This window comes from Novosphingobium sp. FW305-C-30-35 (assembly GCF_058783135.1).
In genome coordinates this window covers 1,148,553-1,165,679 of record NZ_JBYSYJ010000001.1, presented here as the reverse complement: position 1 = coordinate 1,165,679, position 17,127 = coordinate 1,148,553, and the positions used below count along the sequence as shown (strand labels likewise).

Genomic DNA, 17,127 nt, shown 5'->3' with positions numbered 1-17,127 from the left:
GCAAAATTGACCCCCATAGCGGGGTGATCGGCGTCTAAAATTGACCCCTTCATTCCTGGGTGTGAGGCACCGCCGTTTGGGATTTCCAAGCGGTGGGGGATGGGGATGTTGATTGTGGAGACGACGGCGAAGATCCGACGAGAAGCGAGGCAGGGTAAACCGATCAAGGCGATCGCGCGGGATATGCATTTGTCGCGCAATACGGTGCGCAAGGCGATCCGGGCACCCGAGGCGCAGTTCAGTTATGAGCGGCGAGAGCAGCCACGTCCGCAGACCGGCCCGTTCCGGGAGCGCCTGGATGAGTTACTGGAACAGAACGAGGAACGGCCCCGCCGTGATCGGCTACGGTTGACCCGGCTTCACGATCTGCTGGAGCGGGAGGGCTTCACCGGTTCCTATGATGCGGTCCGGCGGTATGCGGCGCGCTGGAAGCGGGAACGCCGGGTGGATGCCGGGGACATGAGTAAGGTGTTCATCCCGCTGCTGTTCCGCCCCGGCGAGGCCTACCAGTTCGACTGGAGCCACGAGGACGTCGAGATTGCAGGCAAGCCGATGCGGGTGAAGGTGGCCCATATGCGGCTGTGCTGGTCGCGCGCACCGTTCGTACGGGCCTATCCGCGCGAGACGCAGGAGATGGTGTTCGATGCCCATGTGCGCGGCTTTGCCTTCTTCGGCGGTGTGCCCACCCGGGGCATCTACGACAACATGAAGACCGCGGTGACGACCGTGTTCACCGGCAAGGAGCGCATGTTCAACCGACGGTTCCTGATCATGACCGACCACTACGGCGTGGAGCCTGTGGCCTGCAGTCCGGCGGCGGGGTGGGAGAAGGGCCAGGTCGAGAACCAGGTCCAGACTGGCAGGGAGCGACTGTTCAAGCCTCGCCTGCGCTTTGCCACTATCGAGGAGTTGAACGCCTGGCTGGAGGCCGAGTGCCGGCGCTGGGCCGAGCGCTATGCCCACCCGGACCTGGAAGACACGACCATCGCTGCGGCCCTGGAGAGGGAGCGCGCCATGTTGCAGCCACTGCCCGTGCCGTTCGACGGGTTCTTCGAGAGCGAACATGTTGCCACCGCGACCTGCCTCGTCAGCTTCGATCGCAACCGCTACTCGGTCATGGCCAGTGCCGCTCGGCAGGTGGTGCAGGTACGCGCCTATGCCGACCGGATCGTGATCCGCCATGCCGGCAAGGTGGTCGCTGAGCATGCCCGCATGTTCGGACGCAACCAGACCGTGCTGGATCCCTGGCATTATCTGCCAGTGCTCGCGCGCAAGCCCGGCGCCTGGCGCAACGGCGCGCCGTTCCATGACTGGGAGCTGCCGCCTGCACTGGCACAGCTGCGTCGCAAGCTAGGCAGGAGCGACGATGCCGACCGGCGCTTTGTGCGGGTACTGGCTGCCGTGATCGACGATGGCCTTGCCGCGGTTGAGGGCGCGATACGCGAAGCCTTGGCGGCAGGCGCGGTCAACGACGAAGTGGTCCTCAATATCCTGTCGCGCCGACGCGAACCGCAGGTAGCGCAGCCCATCGACGTCGTGGTGGACCTCAAGCTCAAGCATCCGCCCATTGCCGACTGCGCGCGCTACGACACGGTGCGAGGCCTTGATGCAGCGGCATGAGATGATCAGCGCCCTGAAGGGGCTGGGCTTGAAGGGCATGGTCGCAGCCTTCGACGATGCGGTCACCCATGGCATCCGCCGCGACCGCTCCGTGATGGAGATGTTGGGCGACCTCCTGCATGCTGAAGTTGCACACCGCGAAGCAGCGTCGATCCGTTACCGCATGACCGCAGCCCGCCTGCCTGCGATCAAGGATCTGGATGGCTTCGTGTTCGACGATACACCGATCAATGAAGGGCTGGTTCGTTCTCTACACGCCGGATCGTTCCTGCCTGAACAGCGTAATATCGTGCTGGTCGGCGGCACCGGCACCGGCAAGACGCACCTGGCCCTTGCCATCGCTGCCGCCGTGGTCCGTGCCGGGGCACGAGGGCGGTTCTTTAACACCGTCGATCTGGTCAATCGGCTCGAGGAAGAGGCCCGTCAGGCCAAGGCAGGCAGCCTTGCAGCGCAACTAGCCCGGCTCGACCTCGTCGTGCTTGATGAGCTGGGATATCTGCCGTTCGCCCGATCAGGCGGCCAGATGCTGTTCCACCTGATCAGCAAGCTCTACGAAAAGACCTCGGTGATCATCACCACCAACCTGGCGTTCGGCGAATGGCCGAGCGTGTTCCACGATGCCAAAATGACGACGGCGCTGCTCGATCGCATTACCCACCATTGCGATATTATCGAGACGGGCAACGACAGCTGGCGGTTCAAACACCGCAGCTGAACCCCTTCCCCCGGACCCCCATCCCCGGCGGTTAACCCGGTGGGTCCACAGGTACCTCCCACGGACGCCGCCGCCAGCGCTCCTGACGGCGCGCGTCGTCGTCCGCGGGGCCCTCCTATGGACTACCGGGATAACCGCCAAAACAACAATCAGCTGGGGTCAATTTTGGACGCCGATAGGGGGTCAAATTTGCGCGCCGGTTGACAGGCGTCACGGCGCACGTCGAGGGGGTTCAGGTCCACGCCCTTTGCGCTGGCCAGATCGATCCGTTCGCCTTTGGGCGACGGGCCGATCCAGCGTGGCGCAATGGATACAGCACTGGCAGGGTCACCCGTGCCATGCGTGCCCAGACGCAGAGAGTAGTGTCGGAGATTGAGGTTCAATCCGGCGCTCGATCCCAGTTCGAGCAGGTGGGTCGGCATAGGCGCGCGCGCGTCCAGCTCCATCAGCACTGCGGCAAGGCCGGCTACGCGTGCCACCTCATTGGTCTGGGTCGGTCCGCTCATCCATTCGAGCAGGTCTGCCTCGCAATCGTGGAGCGCCATCGACAGCGTTCTGTCGAGCAACGAGGGTTCGGGCGCCTGGGCAGGCTGCGCCCGGCTGTAGATTGCAGCGAGGCCCGGATGTTTGCCTGAGCGCGCCAGAGCGTGAAGTCCGGCATTCAGGCGGAAAATCACGCCAGCGCTGGCCAGGTCGCCCGGCCAGGTGTCAATCGCATGGGCGAGGCTCGGTGCCTGCGGAAGGACCCGGGCCACGCTCTCGAGGATGGCTGCCACAAACATCTTTCCGAACTTTCGCGCCTTTTGCGCTTCCACTGCGAGCTGCGCTGCGCCGCGCCCTGTCGCGAAAGCCGAAGCGGCAAATGGTTCGGCAAGGGCAGCGATCGGCAAGGTTGTGTCTTTCATGGGGTCTGACGGCGGGGAAACCACACCATAGAAGATCGTCATCAATTATTTCGAACGCCAAGAATTGCGGATTTTCCGTATCCTACAATAAACATGGTGTTAATATATTAGAATTCAGTCGTATCATTACGTAATATTTTGATCGTCGTGACTTAACGACCGGTGATTATTGACCCTCAAGGAAGATAAATCAATTGAGGGATTTTATGCATACCTGGAAGCTTCTTGCTACCACTTTGCTTGGCTGCGGTCTCGCGGCTCCAGCCTTCGCAGAAGACGTAAGCGAGGCCAGCGAGACGGCCTCGGTCAAGCGGACCGAAACCGTGTCCGGATCGACAACAGCCGGAAAGACGTTCAGCACCGGCGTCGCCAAGGGGCGCGATCTTCTCGACACGGCCATCTCGGCCAGCGTGATCGACGAAAGCGACCTGGCCAAGTTCTCGGTCAGCTCCATTTCCGGCATCATGCAGAACATTCCGGGCATCCGGTCGCTGACCTCGGACGTCGATGGCTACTCGTCGATTACCGTCCGCGGTCTACCACTGGCAGCCGATGGTTCGAAGTACCTCCAGCTTCAGGAAGACGGCCTGCCTGTGCTGGAATTCGCTGACATGCAGTTCAACGCCGCGGACCGGTATCTGCGGGCTGACTTCAACATATCCCAGATTCAGTCGATCCGCGGCGGATCAGCCTCCACATTCGCGTCCAACTCGCCTGGCGGGGTCGTGAACCTGATCTCGAAGACGGGCGAAATCGAAAGCGGCAATTTCCAGGTTTCCAGCGGAATCGGTCACGATCTCAAGCGAATTGACTTCGATTATGGCAGCCCTCTGGGCGACAATTGGCGTTTTCACGTCGGCGGCTTCTACCGCGAAGGGGAAGGACCGCGCGATTATGGGTACACCGCCTACCGCGGCGGTCAGATCAAGCTGAACGTCACGCGGAACTTCGCCGGTGGCTACGTCCGCATTTATGGCAAGTACCTCGACGACCGACAGCCGAACTATGGAACGCAACCGGCGCGGATTACCGGGACGGATGAAGCCCCGGTCTTCGCCAGCATCGCTGGAACTCGCCTGGCCGGTGACGGCTATGGCTCGCCGCTTGTCGCGGGTTACCTTGGCACGGACGACCAGAACAATCCCCTGAACCGCAGTCTTGAAAATGGCATGCGTGCGATCGTCAAGGCGATCGGGCTGGAAACGCAATTCGAGATTGCCGACTGGACTGTCAGCAATCGCTTCCGGTTTGCCGACATCAGCGGCGATTTCAATCAGGTTGATTCCATGCTTTCCGCGCCGTCGGCGGTGATATCGACCATCCTGGGCGGCCCGGGCGCCAGCCTGACCTACGCCGCCGGCCCGAATCTCGGGCAGGTCCTCGCGCCCGGTAACCAGATCAACGGCAATGGCCTCGCCAGCATCAATCTGCTGCTGAACATGAACCAGAAGTCGAACGATAACATCACCAACGATCTGCGAGCGTCACGCGTTTTCGCCCTCAATGGCGGCAAGCTGACTGTCAGCGGCGGCATTTACAACGCCATTCAGGACTACAACGTCGACTGGAGCTTCACCAACGCCATTTCCGACGTCGTCGGGAACGGACGGATGGCGCCGCTTGACCTGCGCAATGCCAGCGGGACGCTGCTCAGCCAGAACGGCGTGTTTGCCTACGGCTTCGGCTTCGGACAGCCGCGCGCTTACGGCAATTACAATTTCGACACGAAGTACCGCATCACTGCGCCATATGGCTCGATCAACTTTGCGACCGGCAAGCTCTCGATCGGGGCGAGCTTGCGTTATGATCGTGGCGACGTGAGTGGGAAGGTCATTACCGACGAACTGGTTGCTCCCTTCGATATCAACCGCGATGGCGCCATCGCACCAGTCGAATCGACGGTTGCCGTGCTGCCGCTGACAAGACCGATCCGGGTCGACTACAATTACGGCTACTTGTCGTACTCGACCGGGGTCAATTATCGTATAGCCCAGCCGCTTTCAGTGTTTGCCCGCTACAGCCGCGGCGGACGCGCCAGCGCGGATCGCGTCCTGCGCCCTGGATCGCTAAATGCAACGACTGGCCAGCTTGCCAATGATGCCTTGAAGTACGGGATCGTGAAGCAGGCGGAAGCGGGTGTAAAATATCGCAACGACGGTGTCGGCATCTACGTGACCGGCTTTTGGGCATCAACCGAGGAACGCAATACCCAGTTGGCCGCCGACAAGAACGGCAACGTCATCGTCCTGGACGTGGTGCGCGAGTATTCTGCAAAGGGCATCGAACTCGAGGGTGAATTCAAGCGCGGTCCCTTCAGGCTGGCCATCGGCGGGACCTGGACCAAGGCGAAGATCGTCAAGGATGCTGATTTCCCGGAACTCGTCGGGAACGTCCCACGCTACATTCCGTCACTTTCCTTCAACGCCCGGCCGACCGTCGAGTTTGCGTCCCTGGCTTTTGGAGCTGTGATCAATGCCACCACGAGCAGCTATGCGCAGGATACGAACCAACTCAAGCTGCCCGGCTACGTCGTCGTCAGCCCGTTTGTGCAGTTCCATCCGGCACAGCAGCTGACGCTTGCGGTCAAAGCCTTCAACGTGTTCGACAAGCTGGCTGTCTATTCGGCATCGACCAGCACCATTCCTGCATCGGGGATCGCCAACATCCGGACGCTGAACCCGCGCACGGTCACCGGCTCGATCCGCTACAGCTTCTGATCCTCGGGTGGCTCGTTCGTCCGCGGGCGAGCCACGATCGACACCAAGGCGATAACGCCCGACAAGGAAACCACACTCGTGTTCGACCGCATGAACATTCCACGGCGCCTCGGCTTCGCTTTCGTCGCGCTGAACGTGACAGCAGCCCTGATGATGGTTGTCTTCGGCATCAGCCTGGCGATGGTGTCGAATGTCAGTGCGCGCAATACCGAAAGCCAGGCAGTCCTGGCCGACACCTTGGCACTGGAGACCGCGCTGCTGCGGCAGAACAGCCAGTTCCGTGGTTTCCTGGTGACGGCCGACGAAAGCTATCTCAAATCGTATCACGAAGGTCGTGACGATTACGACAAGACATCCGCTGCGCTGGAAGCCCGACTCACAGAGCCGGAGCTTCAGGACCTTGTGCGTCGCTCCCGCACCGAAACACTGAAGTGGCGCGAAAGCTGGGGCGACAGGTATATCGCCGTCGTCAAGGCAGGCCAGCGCGATGCGGCGCAGGAGGCGGTCCGTGCGGCAGGCAAGGCCGTGCTGGTAAGCGATGCCGTTTTGCCACTACGCGCGGTGAAAGATGCCAAGACCAAGGAGATCACCGAGGAGACGTCGCGGCAGGAAAGCGCGATCCTCTTCGCGTGGATAGCGCTGGCAATCGGCGGCGCCACCCTGATTGGTCTCGCCCTCGTGCTGTCGCGGCGCCTGTCGCGGTCTATCGCCGTTCCGCTTTCGGACCTGACCGAAACGATGACGGCGCTTGCCGACGGCCAGAATGACGCGCCTATTCCCGGAACCAGCCGTGCCGACGAGCTGGGGGACATGGCTCGCGCGGTCATGGTTTTCCGCGACGCCGCTCTTGACCGCGCCCGCGCCGTGGCCGACCGCGAGCGAGCCATGGCGCAGATCGGAGAGCGCCTGTCAGCCGTTGCCCAAGCGGATCTTTCGGTACGCATTATTGGCGTCCCTCCGGCATTCCAGACAGTGGCGGACGACTTCAACGAAGCGATGGAGCGTCTTTGCCAGGCCATGGGACTCGTGCAGGACAGCATTGTCGCCATCAACCTGACATCTTCCGAGATCCAGCAGGCCACGACCGATCTTGCGACCCGCAGCGAACAGCAGGCGGCGAGCCTGCAGGCATCATCGAGTGCGATGGAGCACCTGACGACCCAGATCGAGGACTATGCCAAGATCGCTGCGCAAGTCAGCGGATCGATGGTCGAGGCGCGCGGGGAGGCGGAGAATGGCGGAATGGTCGTCAGCAAGGCGATCGAGGCGATGGATAACGTGGAACGTGCCAGCGCCGAGATTTCCGAGATCACGGCAATGATCGACGGGATCGCCTTCCAGACCAACCTGCTCGCGCTCAACGCAGGCGTCGAGGCAGCGCGAGCGGGTGAGGCCGGCAAGGGCTTCGCGGTCGTCGCGTCGGAAGTGCGCGCGCTTGCGCAGCGTGCGACAGAAGCCGCCAACGCGATCAAGCAACGCGTCGAGGCGGTGACGAGCCACGTCAGGTCGGGCGTGTCGCTGGTCAACGAGACCGGTTCGGCTTTGGAGACGATCATCAGCCGCGTTAGCGCGGTCACTTCTTCGATCTCGACCATTGCCGAGACGGCGGGCGAACAGAGCATCGCCCTGCGCAAGATCAACGGTGCGATCGGTGCGATGGATCAGATGACCCAGCAGAACGCGGCGATGGTCGAGGAAACGAACGCCGCGACCAAGAACCTGAGCGAGCAGGCCGGCCAGCTTGCCAGCGCCTTTTCTAGCTTCCGCATCGGCGGCGAAAAGCGCCGCCTCCCGACACCCGTTCTGGCACGAGTCCCGACGGTGGCGCCGTCACGCGTGAGGGCGACAACGCCTGCGCCGTCGGTCCTGCTGGCGACAGGCAATCTCGCTATCGACAACGACTGGTCGGAGTTCTGACAAGCGAATTGCAGAGGCGCTAAGCGGCACGACCTGCGGAATTGGGGTGGGGCTGGCTCTGCTGACCCTGAAAGACGGCCCGCCAGACGAGCGCGATGGTGTGCCAGGCCAGCAGGCTGGGCGCCAGGATGTTCAGGATCGGCCGGACGAACATGCCAAGGCCGATGCCGTGCTGGACGGTCACGGTGTGCCCGGCAAAGTAGCTGTCCTGGATCATCGACGGTATGGTCGAGAAGACGATCTCACCCGGGAGGGACAGGACATAGGCGATGACGATAGCGGCAGGGCGCAGCCAGCCTTCCCAGCGCTCCATCATCACGAACAACAGGATGAGGGCGGGGGTGTAACCGCCAGCTTCCGAAGTGACCAAGGCAAGGCTGACAGCCAGCAGCGTGGCGCGGTGTGCCGGCACCGCCTGCGGGCGGAACCAGATCGCGGCGGCGCCGAGCACCATGCTGGCCTGACCCAGCCGGAGAACGAGTGAAATGATCGGATCACCGGTTTCGACCAGTTGCGAACCGATCAGTGCAGTGATCGGGAAATCGGTGCTGTTCAGCAGCGATTTCATCGGGATGAAGGTCGCCGGATACCAGACATCAAGGACACTTGCGGCATTGAAGCCGCCCGAAAAGGCGGTGATGTTGCGGACGATCTCACCCGGCGTGCCGATGCCTAGCATGGCAAACGAGGCAAGATAGACGGCAACGAAGGCGATTGCGCCGCCTTCGAACCAGCGCCAGCGGCGACGGAGCAGCTGTGCCGCCAGTGCTGCTACCAGATAGACCTTGAGATTGATCGCCACGGCAAGGCTCAGCCATCGCAGGCGGGCCGACTTCAGCAACGGGCCAAAGGCCAGGATCATGCAGGCAAAGGCAAGCAGGATGAGATTGCCGCGCTCCAGTCCATAGAGCAGCGGCATGCCCGCCGTGAGCGCGAAGGACCGTGGCAGTGCGGTGCGCCGGTCCAGCCTGGTGAAAGCGAGCGCGGCAAGAACGATATCTAGCAGATAGAACCCGTGGATCGCGGCAATGCCAAGCCAGTCGCAGGAACGGACCTCAAGCCCCGCTGTGGTCTGCCCGTAGCAGGATGCAAGGCTGAGGGGGCGAAGGACGACGAACGAAATCGGCGGGTAGATCGAGGCCCAACTGTCGTAGATGCCGCGGTCATGCGCCCACCATGCGGTGTTGAACCAGTCCATCCAGGTGTCGGAAGATTCATAGAAGAACGGCTGCGGCAGATAGCCTCGCGTGACCAGGTGCCACATGTTCCACACGGTCATCGCGGCGATGAGCGCGGCCATCGCCCATTCGAAGCGGAGCCCTGCGCGTCTGTCCATGGTCACGAGGCCGAGGGCCGGAAGACCCAGCGTTTGAGGACGATATAGTTCAGGCTGACGACCAAGACGGTGGTTGCCGCCCCTGCTGCATAGGGATCGGCCAGGTAATGAGAGGCCAGGCGCAGTACGAGCAGGTTGACGATATAGTTGCCGAGGTAGGACAGTACGAAGCGGAGTTTGGCAGGGGCGCTGCCGGCAAAAACGCCGCGCGAATAGGTGACATAATTGAACGCAGTGCCAAGGACGTAACCGATGGCCTGCGCGAGGTAGCGATCAAGGCCCAGCCAGACCAGGGCGGCATAGATGCCGAAGCCGAAGGCTGTGTTCACGGCTCCGGCAACCAGATAGCGTATAATCTCCAGCATACGCGCGCGGGCCATGTCAGTAGTCTTGCGGGAAATTGTAGCGTTCCCGTTCGTGGACGAGCGGGGCTGCGCGGGTCCTCTCCGAAATCTGGCGAACATGGTCTCCCATCAGGCCGAGGAAGCCGAAGATCAGTGAAACCTGCGCCTGCATCACGCTGCCGATCAGCCATCCGGCGATGGGGCGCCCGGTAAAGAAGGCGATGCCTGCGCCAACCAGCATGGCCAAGGCGATCACGATGCCGACCACCCCGAAGTAAAGCGGTACGCGCAGAAGCCGCTTGGAGGAGCCGGTCAACCCCGTCACCGCAAAATCGAGCAAGGTGAAGAAATTGTTCTTCGACGCTCCACGCGCGCGGGGGGGGCGGACGTAGCCGATGGTCTCGAGCGGGAAGCCCGTTTCGACCAACAGTGCGCGATAGAACGGTTCAGGCTCGTTCAGCGCCTTGATCGCATCGACCACGCGGCGGCTGTAGAGACCAAAGCCGGTGGCATTGGGAATGGTCTGGAAATCGCCGAAGTTCTTGGCGAGCCAGTAGGACAGGCCGCGGACAAGGCGCAGCACGGTTCCGGAGTCCTCGGCTTCACGGACGCCCAGCACGATGTCCACGCCTGCCCGCCAGCGCTCCACAAAGTGTGGCAGCAGGGCGGGGGAGTCTTGGAAATCGGCACACATGCCGATGACCGCTCGCCCACGCGCAGCGAAGATGCCGTGCGTCGGGGAGCGCATCTGCCCGAAATTGCGGGTGTTGACGATCAGTCGGATGCGCAGATCGCGCAGGCACATTTCGCGGATGATCGGCACCGTGCGATCGGTGGAGCAATTATCGATGAACAGGATTTCGAAGCTCGCTCCGGTCTTCTCAAGTTCAGCGATCACCGCAGCGGCAATGGCCTGCGCGTTGAGTTCCTCGTTGTAGCACGGTATGACGACCGAGATGTCCTCGATCTCGGGGGCTCCTGCCGAGGCAGAGGTGAGTGCCGGTGCAGTGCTGGCGCAGGTCATTGCGCTGCCTTTCGGGGCTCTGCCGGTGGGGGGCGCAGCTTGTAGAATTCCACGGCCAGCCCGAGCAGCAGCAGGAGCAGGCCTATGGCCAGAGCGGGGAAATTGTACTGGCGGTCGGGATCGACATAGGCCGGTTCGAGAATGCGGATGTTCGCGGTAGAGGTCAGGTCCTCGACCGAAGTGCCCTGCAGGAAGCGCTTGTAGTTGTCGTAGAGCGACTGGGCGACATCAAGTTCGCGTCGCAGCCTCAGGCCCTTGGTTGATTCCTGCACGACCTGCCCGACCGAGCCGCGCTGCTGCGGCTGGGGTTCGGCTGCGAGGGCGCGGCGCCGCAGCAGTTCATCCAGCTCCACCCGGGCACGCTGGACAAGGATGTTCTGGTCCGTCGCGAAACGGCGCAGCGCATTGAGTTCGGACTGCTTGGCCTCGATCTGCGCATCGAGCGCCGGGACCTTCTTGGCCACCTCCTGGACGGCGGACTGCGGATCGCCATAGCGGGTGTTGAGGCGGAAAGTGTCGAACTCTGCCTGCGCCCGGTCGAGCCGTTGCGCTGCCTGATCGACCAGTTGTTCCAGAATGCGGCGCTTGTAGGCAGTCTGCTCACGCGAGATCACGCCAAGCTGTTCGCGCACGGCATCGGCATAAGTGGCGACCACCTCGCGCGCGAAACCGCCGTCACGGCGCACCAGCTCGATCTCGATGATGCCGCCGCGCATGATGCGTACGTCTACGTTCTTTTCCAGCCAGCGCAGGCCTTGCGTCTCGTTCAGGCGAAGGCGCTCTCCCAGCTTGACGCGCTTGGCGACGAGCTGGCGCACATAGACGCTGCGCGCGACCTTCAGGCTGACTTCGATCGCCGTCTGGTTGCCGAAGATGTTGGCACCGGCCCCAAGCTGGCTCAATGTCCCGGACAGTCCGAGCGTGGACGGGTCGCTCGGCGTCAGGCTTACCGCGGCGCGGTAGTTCTGCGGGTAGACCGTGAATACGGCACTGACCGCCAGCGCGACGGCGAGACCGGTGCGGCGGACGCGGTCGTTGCCGATGATGCGGCCGTGCGCGAGGGTGCCGACGAGGCTTTTGCGCGGTGTCATCACTTGATCGCCGCAAGGGCAGCGGCACCGATGCCGGCCTGGAAGATGATCTGGGTAATGTCCTTGATCTTGGCCAGCAGGGTCGACGATTGCGTGCGCACCGGTACGAACAGTACGTCCCCTGGCAACGCGGTGGCGTTCAGAGCGCCTCTCCGTTTTGTTTCCACCGCGCCATTGGCGTGGACCACGAAGATCGCGCCCTTGTCGGCTGAACGTTGGACGCCGCCTGCCGACTCCAGATAGTCCTTCACCTTGCCGGTGCGTGCCGGCTCGAGCAGGAACGAGGCCGGCCGATAGACCGCGCCGAACACGCCCACCGTATCGACGCGCGGCGGAACGATGATGCGATCGTTGTTTTCCAGCACGACCGTCTCGGGCAAGGCTGTCGCGGTTGGCGCGATGTCCATCACCAGACGCCCGTCGGGCTCTGCCGAGCGCATCCTTTGCAGCAGGGCCCTTGCCGATGCCAATTGCGCTTCACGGTCGGGCTGGCTTTGCGAGGCATAGCCGGTGAGGGCGGCCGCATTGACCATCTGTTCCAGCTGTTCGACCGCAGCCCTGAAGCTTTCGCGCTGTTGTTCGCGTACCGTGGCGCGGCTGAACACCGTTCCGTAGACGAATGCCCGGCTCGTGAAGCCCCCGGCAAGACGAACGACTTCGCCGACCGATGTGCCGGGGGCGACGAAGTAATTGCCGGGGCGCTGGACTTCGCCTTCAAGCCGCACAAGTACGGACTGCTTCTCGATCGGGCGGGCAAGGCTGCCCTTGGCGAGGATCTGCAGCACGTCGCCGCCTTCGGCCGGGGAGAGGGCAAGCTGGGCGCGGGGCAACTCGCGGCTGCCGATGCTATCGCGGTCTGCCAAACGGTAGAGGATGACGCGATCGGGATCTGCAAGCTGGTTCGGGCCACCGGCGTAAGCGAGAAGATCCTCAAGCGTTTCTTGCCCGCGCAGTTCGTAAATCGCTTCCTCGTTGGCGCTGCCGATCACGGCGACTTGCTTGCCGACCGGGGGAACGAACAGCACGTCTTCGTTGCGTAGGATCGGATCGCGCGAGCGATCGCCCTTGCGCAGGATGTCGTAGAGATCGAAATCCTGCACTTCCTGCCCATTGCGGTAGAGCTTGACGCTGCGCAGGCTGCCACCCGCGTTGGGGCCACCGGCAGCGATCAGGGCGCCGAGCAGGGTAGACAGCGAGTTCACCGTGTAAACGCCGGGCTGCTGCGCGAAACCGGTCACGAACACCCGGATGCCGTGGAGCTTCTTGATGCTGACGGACACGTCATAGCCGCGATATTGGGCGCCAATGGCCTGTGAGACGTGCCGCTTGAGATCGCGATAACGGACCCCGATGAGGCTGACCTCGCCAATATTCGGGAGAAAGATGCGTCCATTGGCGTCCACCGGGAATTCGGCGCTGCCGACGACGGACCCGGTCAGGTTGATCGCGATGACATCGCCCACGCCGATGGGATAATCGGGCGGAATGACGAGAGCCGAGGGCACGGAGTAATCGGTGGCGCTGGGCACCAGAAGGTCTGCGCCGAAGCGGGGGACCTTCCTACCGGCCATGCTCGCGAGGAACTGTTCGAATTCGCTCAGCTTCGGTTCGGAGCGCTTGGCGTCGTTGCTGGAAGAGGCACGGTTTATCTTGTCGGTGCCGGACCCTGACGAGCCTTCGGCGGTGACGTCGCGCTCGCTGCTGCTTCTCGTGGTCTGTGTGATGTCGAGCGGCGTGAACTGGGTCGATGTCGTGGCGCTTTCGCTCTCGTCATCGTCGCGCTGCCCGCTCTGCTGGGAATTCTGTTGCGATTCCTGTTGTGCGAACGCGGGCGCAGCAAGGGCCAGCAGGCTCCCTGCGATTGCGGGAATAATACCCCGCGCGAAAGGCACGGGGCGACCGGGAGGGGGGCTGATGGGCATGACGCTTTCTTTTCTCGATCAGGCTGGAGCCGGAACGCCGGAAGCAAGGGTTTTGGTGTGCGACTGTCCGAGCCAGTCCATCGTCTCTCGGATGCCCTCGACCAGCGACACGCGGGCAATCCCGTGCGACCTGAGGAGGGCTTCGTAGCTGGCGTCATCGCCGTGATAGATGTCGGCATCGGGTGCAGTGATCGCCGCGCGGTCAACTCCGCACCCCGGGACCAGGCTGGCGACGAGCCGGGCGATGTCCCCCAGCTCCATCGGCTCTCCACCGCTGTCGAAACGTGAGACGCCTTGATCGCGCAGCATCATCGCCAGGACCAGGCTCAGCAATTCGCGCAAGCTGGCATAGGCACGCACGACCTGACGGGGGCTGCGGACTGCGACTGACCTGCCTGCCAGCGCATCGAGGATGAAGCTGGCAATGGCATAGGCTTCGGGCTTGTTGATGCGGGGGCCGAGCAAGGCATAGATGCGCACGATGGCGGCCGTGGCCTGGCGTTCGTGTGCCCACGCGGCAAAGCGCTCCTCCTCTTCGAGCTTGAGCTGCCCGTAGAGTTTGAGCGCACCTTGGGCGCCGCCGGCTACGACTTTTGCGGCGGCACCGGACGAGGCGACGAACAGGCCCGTGGTGCCAATTGCGTCCAGTGCGGCAAGCACTTGCCCGGTGATCGCGCGATTGGCTGCGGCGTAGTCACGTTCGTCCATCGCCACAGCACGATCCTTGGTCAGGAAGGCGGTGTGAAATACCCACGTCGGCGCATGGGGAAGGTCGGTGATGGAAGAAAGCGCAGCTTGCGGCAGAGTGCTGCCATCAGCCAGCGCCAAATCTCTGGCGCTCGATCCGAAAGCGCGGACCCGTTGCCGGAGAACGTCCGGGCCAAGCGCGGCGCTCAACAGGTCGAGCAGGGCAAGGCCGATCCATCCGCCCGCACCGGTGATGACGATGCGATGCCCATCCTTGCGCAGAGCCTCTGCCACGACTGGGTCAAGCATGGGCGCCCGCCAGAATGGTGCCGGCAAGATCTCTGAATCCGTCAAAGCTGCGGTCGGGGTTGGGGATGTAGTCTGCCTTGGCGTAGCCGTGGGTGAGGAACATGAACGGCATGCCGAGGCGGTCGGCGACAGCGTGATCGATCTCGCTGTCGCCAATGAACAGGCAATCGCGCGGCCCCACCTGCAGCTCTTCAAGGACTGCTTCAAGCAGATCGGGTGCCGGTTTCGCCGGAACACCCTGGCGCCCGCCTACAACCGAGGAGAACAGGTGCGCCAGGTCCGTGTCTGCCAGAACCTTGTCGACAAGCTGTTGCGGCTTGTTCGAGCAGATTGCCAACGTGAAGCCTGCCTCGCGCAGGGCGATCAGACCGTCCTCCACATCGGCGAAAAGCGAGCTGCGCTCGGTTCGCTTGGCGGCATAGCGCGCGCGGAATTCGGCTATTTCGTCGTCGGGATCGGCACAGGCGCTACCGAGCAGCGCGGCGATCATGCGAGGGCCGCCCTCGCTCATCCATGGCCGGGCAATCTGCGGATCGACGACGAGCTTGCTGCCACGGTCACGCAGCATTTCATCGAGGATCTCGACGCATATGGCGCAGCTATCGACGAGCGTTCCGTCGAGGTCGAATATCAGCGATTTCTGCACCCCCGACATGGCCTATCTCAGGATGGTGCAGGGGCTCATCGCCTCTGCCAATTCGGCATCGCTGAGGAATGGCGACAGGTCTTCAAGCGGTGGCGACACCATCGAGCCGTCGGCGAGGCGACGGCTGGAAAGCTTCGGTTCGAATTGCTGAGTCTTGTCGATCATCACTTCGCAGAGCTGTGGGCCGGGGGCGTCAAGCGTTGCACGAATGGCTGATGACAGCTCACCATCACGACCCGCCTTGCGCGCGGGGATGCCGAAGCCTTCGGCCAGTCTGGCGAACTCGGGGAATGTCAGGCCGCTGTCGGGGCCACAGCCCACCGAAAAGCCGCTGAAGTGCGCGACCTGGGACTGGCGGATCGAATGGTAGCCGTCGTTATTGAGGACGAAGATCTTGATGGGCAGGTCTGCGCCGACGATCGTCTGCAATTCCTGCAGGTTCATCATGATCGATCCGTCGCCGGCCAGGCAGACGATCCGCTTGGGTGTTGCCCCCATGGTGGCCGAACCGAAGTATGCACCGATCGCTGCGGGCAGGTCGTATCCCATGCTGGCGCAGCCGGAGTTGGTGTAAAGCCGCTGACCCGCCTTGATCCGTGCCGCCTGGAATATCGTGACGCAGGCCGTACCGTCTCCGGTGACGATAATATCGCATTCGTCCAGCTCCTCGAACAGGGCCTCTGCAAAGACGTAAGGGTTGATCGGCCCGGTTTCGGACCTCATCGTATCAAGCACGGCGGGGTAACGGGCAGACCGTTCACGGCTGCGGGCGAGGTAGGCCGCTCTTTGGGCTTGGCCGGTCGGCGGGAGCGGGATGGTCTTAGCTGCTGAGAAGAACGCGCGCAGATCGGCGTGGATCGGGCGGTGCAAACGCAGGGTCGGCTTGGCGAGCTCGGCGCTGTCGATGTCGACCATGGCGATGCGCGCGTTGCGGGCAAAGCTGCCGAAGTTGTAGCTGATCTGGCGGATGTTCAGCCGGCTGCCAAGCACCAGCACGTAGTCCGACGCCTGAACCGCGAAGTTGCCTCCACGGTCACCCACGCTGCCGGGCCGCCCCACATAAAGCGGGTGGGCGTCGGGCAAGGCATCGTGCGCATTCCAACCGGTCACGACCGGAGCACCGAGACGTTCGATGAATTCGAGAAACGCTGCGTGCGTGCCAGACAGTCGCACACCTGCGCCCGCGAAGACAACCGGGCGTTCTGCTGCGGTGATTTCCGCCAGCAGTGCCCCGACTTCCGCTTCAAGATCAGCGCCTTCAAGCGCGCCGGCCTCTACTGTGGTGTTGGTCGGCAGGTCGGCCATGTCGTCTTCGGACGCAGGATCATATGCTGCCAGCGCCTCGGGATCAACCGGGGCCGCCTGGACGTCAATCGGCACGTCGATCCACACTGGGCCTGGCCTGCCCCTGCGGGCGAGGTGAATGGCGCGTTCGACCACACGGCGTGTGTCCTGCGGGTCCTGCAGCAGCACGGCATACTTGGTGATCGGGCGCGCCATCGCGACGATATCGACTTCCTGATCGCCAAGCTGGCGCAGGGGAATCTGCGGGTAGTTTCCTGCGATAGTCTCGCGCTTTACCTGCCCCGAAACGACGATCATCGGGATGGAATCGACATAGGCGCCATAGACGCCGTTAAGAGCGTTCACGCCGCCCGGCCCCGTCGTGACGTTGACCAGGGCCGGGCGTCCGGTCAGACGCCCGTAACTTTCCGCGGCAATGGCGCAGGCCTGTTCGTGGTGGGAGAAGATCTTGCGGAGGCCTGCTTCCCGGCCGAACGCATCGTTCAGGTGCATGGCACCTCCGCCCGTCAGCATGAAGCAATCGCTGATGCCATGCTCGACGAGCAGACGCGCGATCAGGTCTGCAACACGAATAGTCTGCGCCATGGGA

13 protein-coding genes are annotated in these 17,127 nt (G+C 63.0%); 4 read left to right on the top strand and 9 right to left on the bottom strand.

Annotated features, from left to right (window positions below; genetic code table 11):
* Nucleotides 1-105: 105 nt before the first annotated feature.
* On the top strand, nucleotides 106-1,620 hold the full coding sequence (gene istA, locus AC3WLM_RS05795; RefSeq protein WP_492478074.1) for an IS21 family transposase: 1,515 nt from the start codon (nucleotides 106-108) through the stop codon (nucleotides 1,618-1,620).
* Nucleotides 1,607-2,335 carry an IS21-like element helper ATPase IstB gene (gene istB / locus AC3WLM_RS05790; protein ID WP_492478075.1) on the top strand — a complete coding sequence of 243 codons (729 nt, stop codon included), beginning with the start codon at nucleotides 1,607-1,609 and terminating at the stop codon, nucleotides 2,333-2,335. The genes istA and istB overlap by 14 nt, the downstream gene beginning before the upstream one ends.
* 149 nt (nucleotides 2,336-2,484) lie before the next feature.
* On the opposite strand, the gene AC3WLM_RS05785 is transcribed toward istB, so the two are convergent.
* Nucleotides 2,485-3,240: a DUF2332 family protein gene (locus AC3WLM_RS05785; protein ID WP_492476856.1), complete on the bottom strand. Its 756-nt coding sequence runs from the start codon at nucleotides 3,238-3,240 to the stop codon at nucleotides 2,485-2,487.
* Between the two features lie 206 nt (nucleotides 3,241-3,446).
* Between AC3WLM_RS05785 and AC3WLM_RS05780 the strand changes: the two genes are divergently transcribed.
* Together AC3WLM_RS05780 and AC3WLM_RS05775 are read left to right on the top strand one after the other, a co-directional pair.
* Nucleotides 3,447-5,957, top strand: a complete 2,511-nt coding sequence (locus AC3WLM_RS05780; RefSeq protein ID WP_492476855.1) for a TonB-dependent receptor domain-containing protein — start codon at nucleotides 3,447-3,449, stop codon at nucleotides 5,955-5,957.
* Nucleotides 5,958-6,035: 78 nt separating this feature from the next.
* The gene (locus AC3WLM_RS05775) at nucleotides 6,036-7,874 is read left to right on the top strand and encodes a methyl-accepting chemotaxis protein (protein ID WP_492476854.1); all 1,839 of its coding nucleotides are present in this window, start codon (nucleotides 6,036-6,038) and stop codon (nucleotides 7,872-7,874) included.
* A 19-nt stretch (nucleotides 7,875-7,893) separates the two neighbouring features.
* Here AC3WLM_RS05775 and AC3WLM_RS05770 read toward each other — a convergent pair whose 3' ends face one another.
* Genes AC3WLM_RS05770 through AC3WLM_RS05735 form a run of 8 tightly spaced genes read right to left on the bottom strand, consistent with a single transcriptional unit; the run spans nucleotide 7,894 to nucleotide 17,123 of the window.
* Nucleotides 7,894-9,174 (bottom strand): hypothetical protein, encoded by a 1,281-nt coding sequence (locus tag AC3WLM_RS05770; protein WP_492476853.1) that lies wholly within the window; start codon nucleotides 9,172-9,174, stop codon nucleotides 7,894-7,896.
* 38 nt (nucleotides 9,175-9,212) lie between these two features.
* Complete coding sequence (locus tag AC3WLM_RS05765) at nucleotides 9,213-9,590, bottom strand: GtrA family protein (RefSeq protein ID WP_492476852.1); 378 nt, start codon at nucleotides 9,588-9,590, stop codon at nucleotides 9,213-9,215.
* Nucleotide 9,591: 1 nt separating this feature from the next.
* On the bottom strand, nucleotides 9,592-10,578 hold the full coding sequence (locus AC3WLM_RS05760) for a glycosyltransferase family 2 protein (protein ID WP_492476851.1): 987 nt from the start codon (nucleotides 10,576-10,578) through the stop codon (nucleotides 9,592-9,594).
* Nucleotides 10,575-11,669: a GumC domain-containing protein gene (locus tag AC3WLM_RS05755; RefSeq protein ID WP_492476850.1), complete on the bottom strand. Its 1,095-nt coding sequence runs from the start codon at nucleotides 11,667-11,669 to the stop codon at nucleotides 10,575-10,577. The genes AC3WLM_RS05760 and AC3WLM_RS05755 overlap by 4 nt, the downstream gene beginning before the upstream one ends.
* Nucleotides 11,669-13,591: an SLBB domain-containing protein gene (locus AC3WLM_RS05750; protein WP_492476849.1), complete on the bottom strand. Its 1,923-nt coding sequence runs from the start codon at nucleotides 13,589-13,591 to the stop codon at nucleotides 11,669-11,671. The genes AC3WLM_RS05755 and AC3WLM_RS05750 overlap by 1 nt, the downstream gene beginning before the upstream one ends.
* Nucleotides 13,592-13,609: 18 nt before the next feature.
* Entirely contained in the window at nucleotides 13,610-14,587 is a 978-nt protein-coding gene (locus AC3WLM_RS05745) for an NAD-dependent epimerase/dehydratase family protein (RefSeq protein WP_492476848.1), read from the bottom strand.
* The gene (locus AC3WLM_RS05740) at nucleotides 14,580-15,242 is read right to left on the bottom strand and encodes an HAD family hydrolase (protein WP_492476847.1); all 663 of its coding nucleotides are present in this window, start codon (nucleotides 15,240-15,242) and stop codon (nucleotides 14,580-14,582) included. Before AC3WLM_RS05740 ends, AC3WLM_RS05745 begins: the two co-directional genes overlap by 8 nt.
* A gap of 3 nt (nucleotides 15,243-15,245) precedes the next feature.
* Nucleotides 15,246-17,123, bottom strand: a complete 1,878-nt coding sequence (locus tag AC3WLM_RS05735) for a thiamine pyrophosphate-binding protein (RefSeq protein ID WP_492476846.1) — start codon at nucleotides 17,121-17,123, stop codon at nucleotides 15,246-15,248.
* Nucleotides 17,124-17,127: the final 4 nt, after the last annotated feature.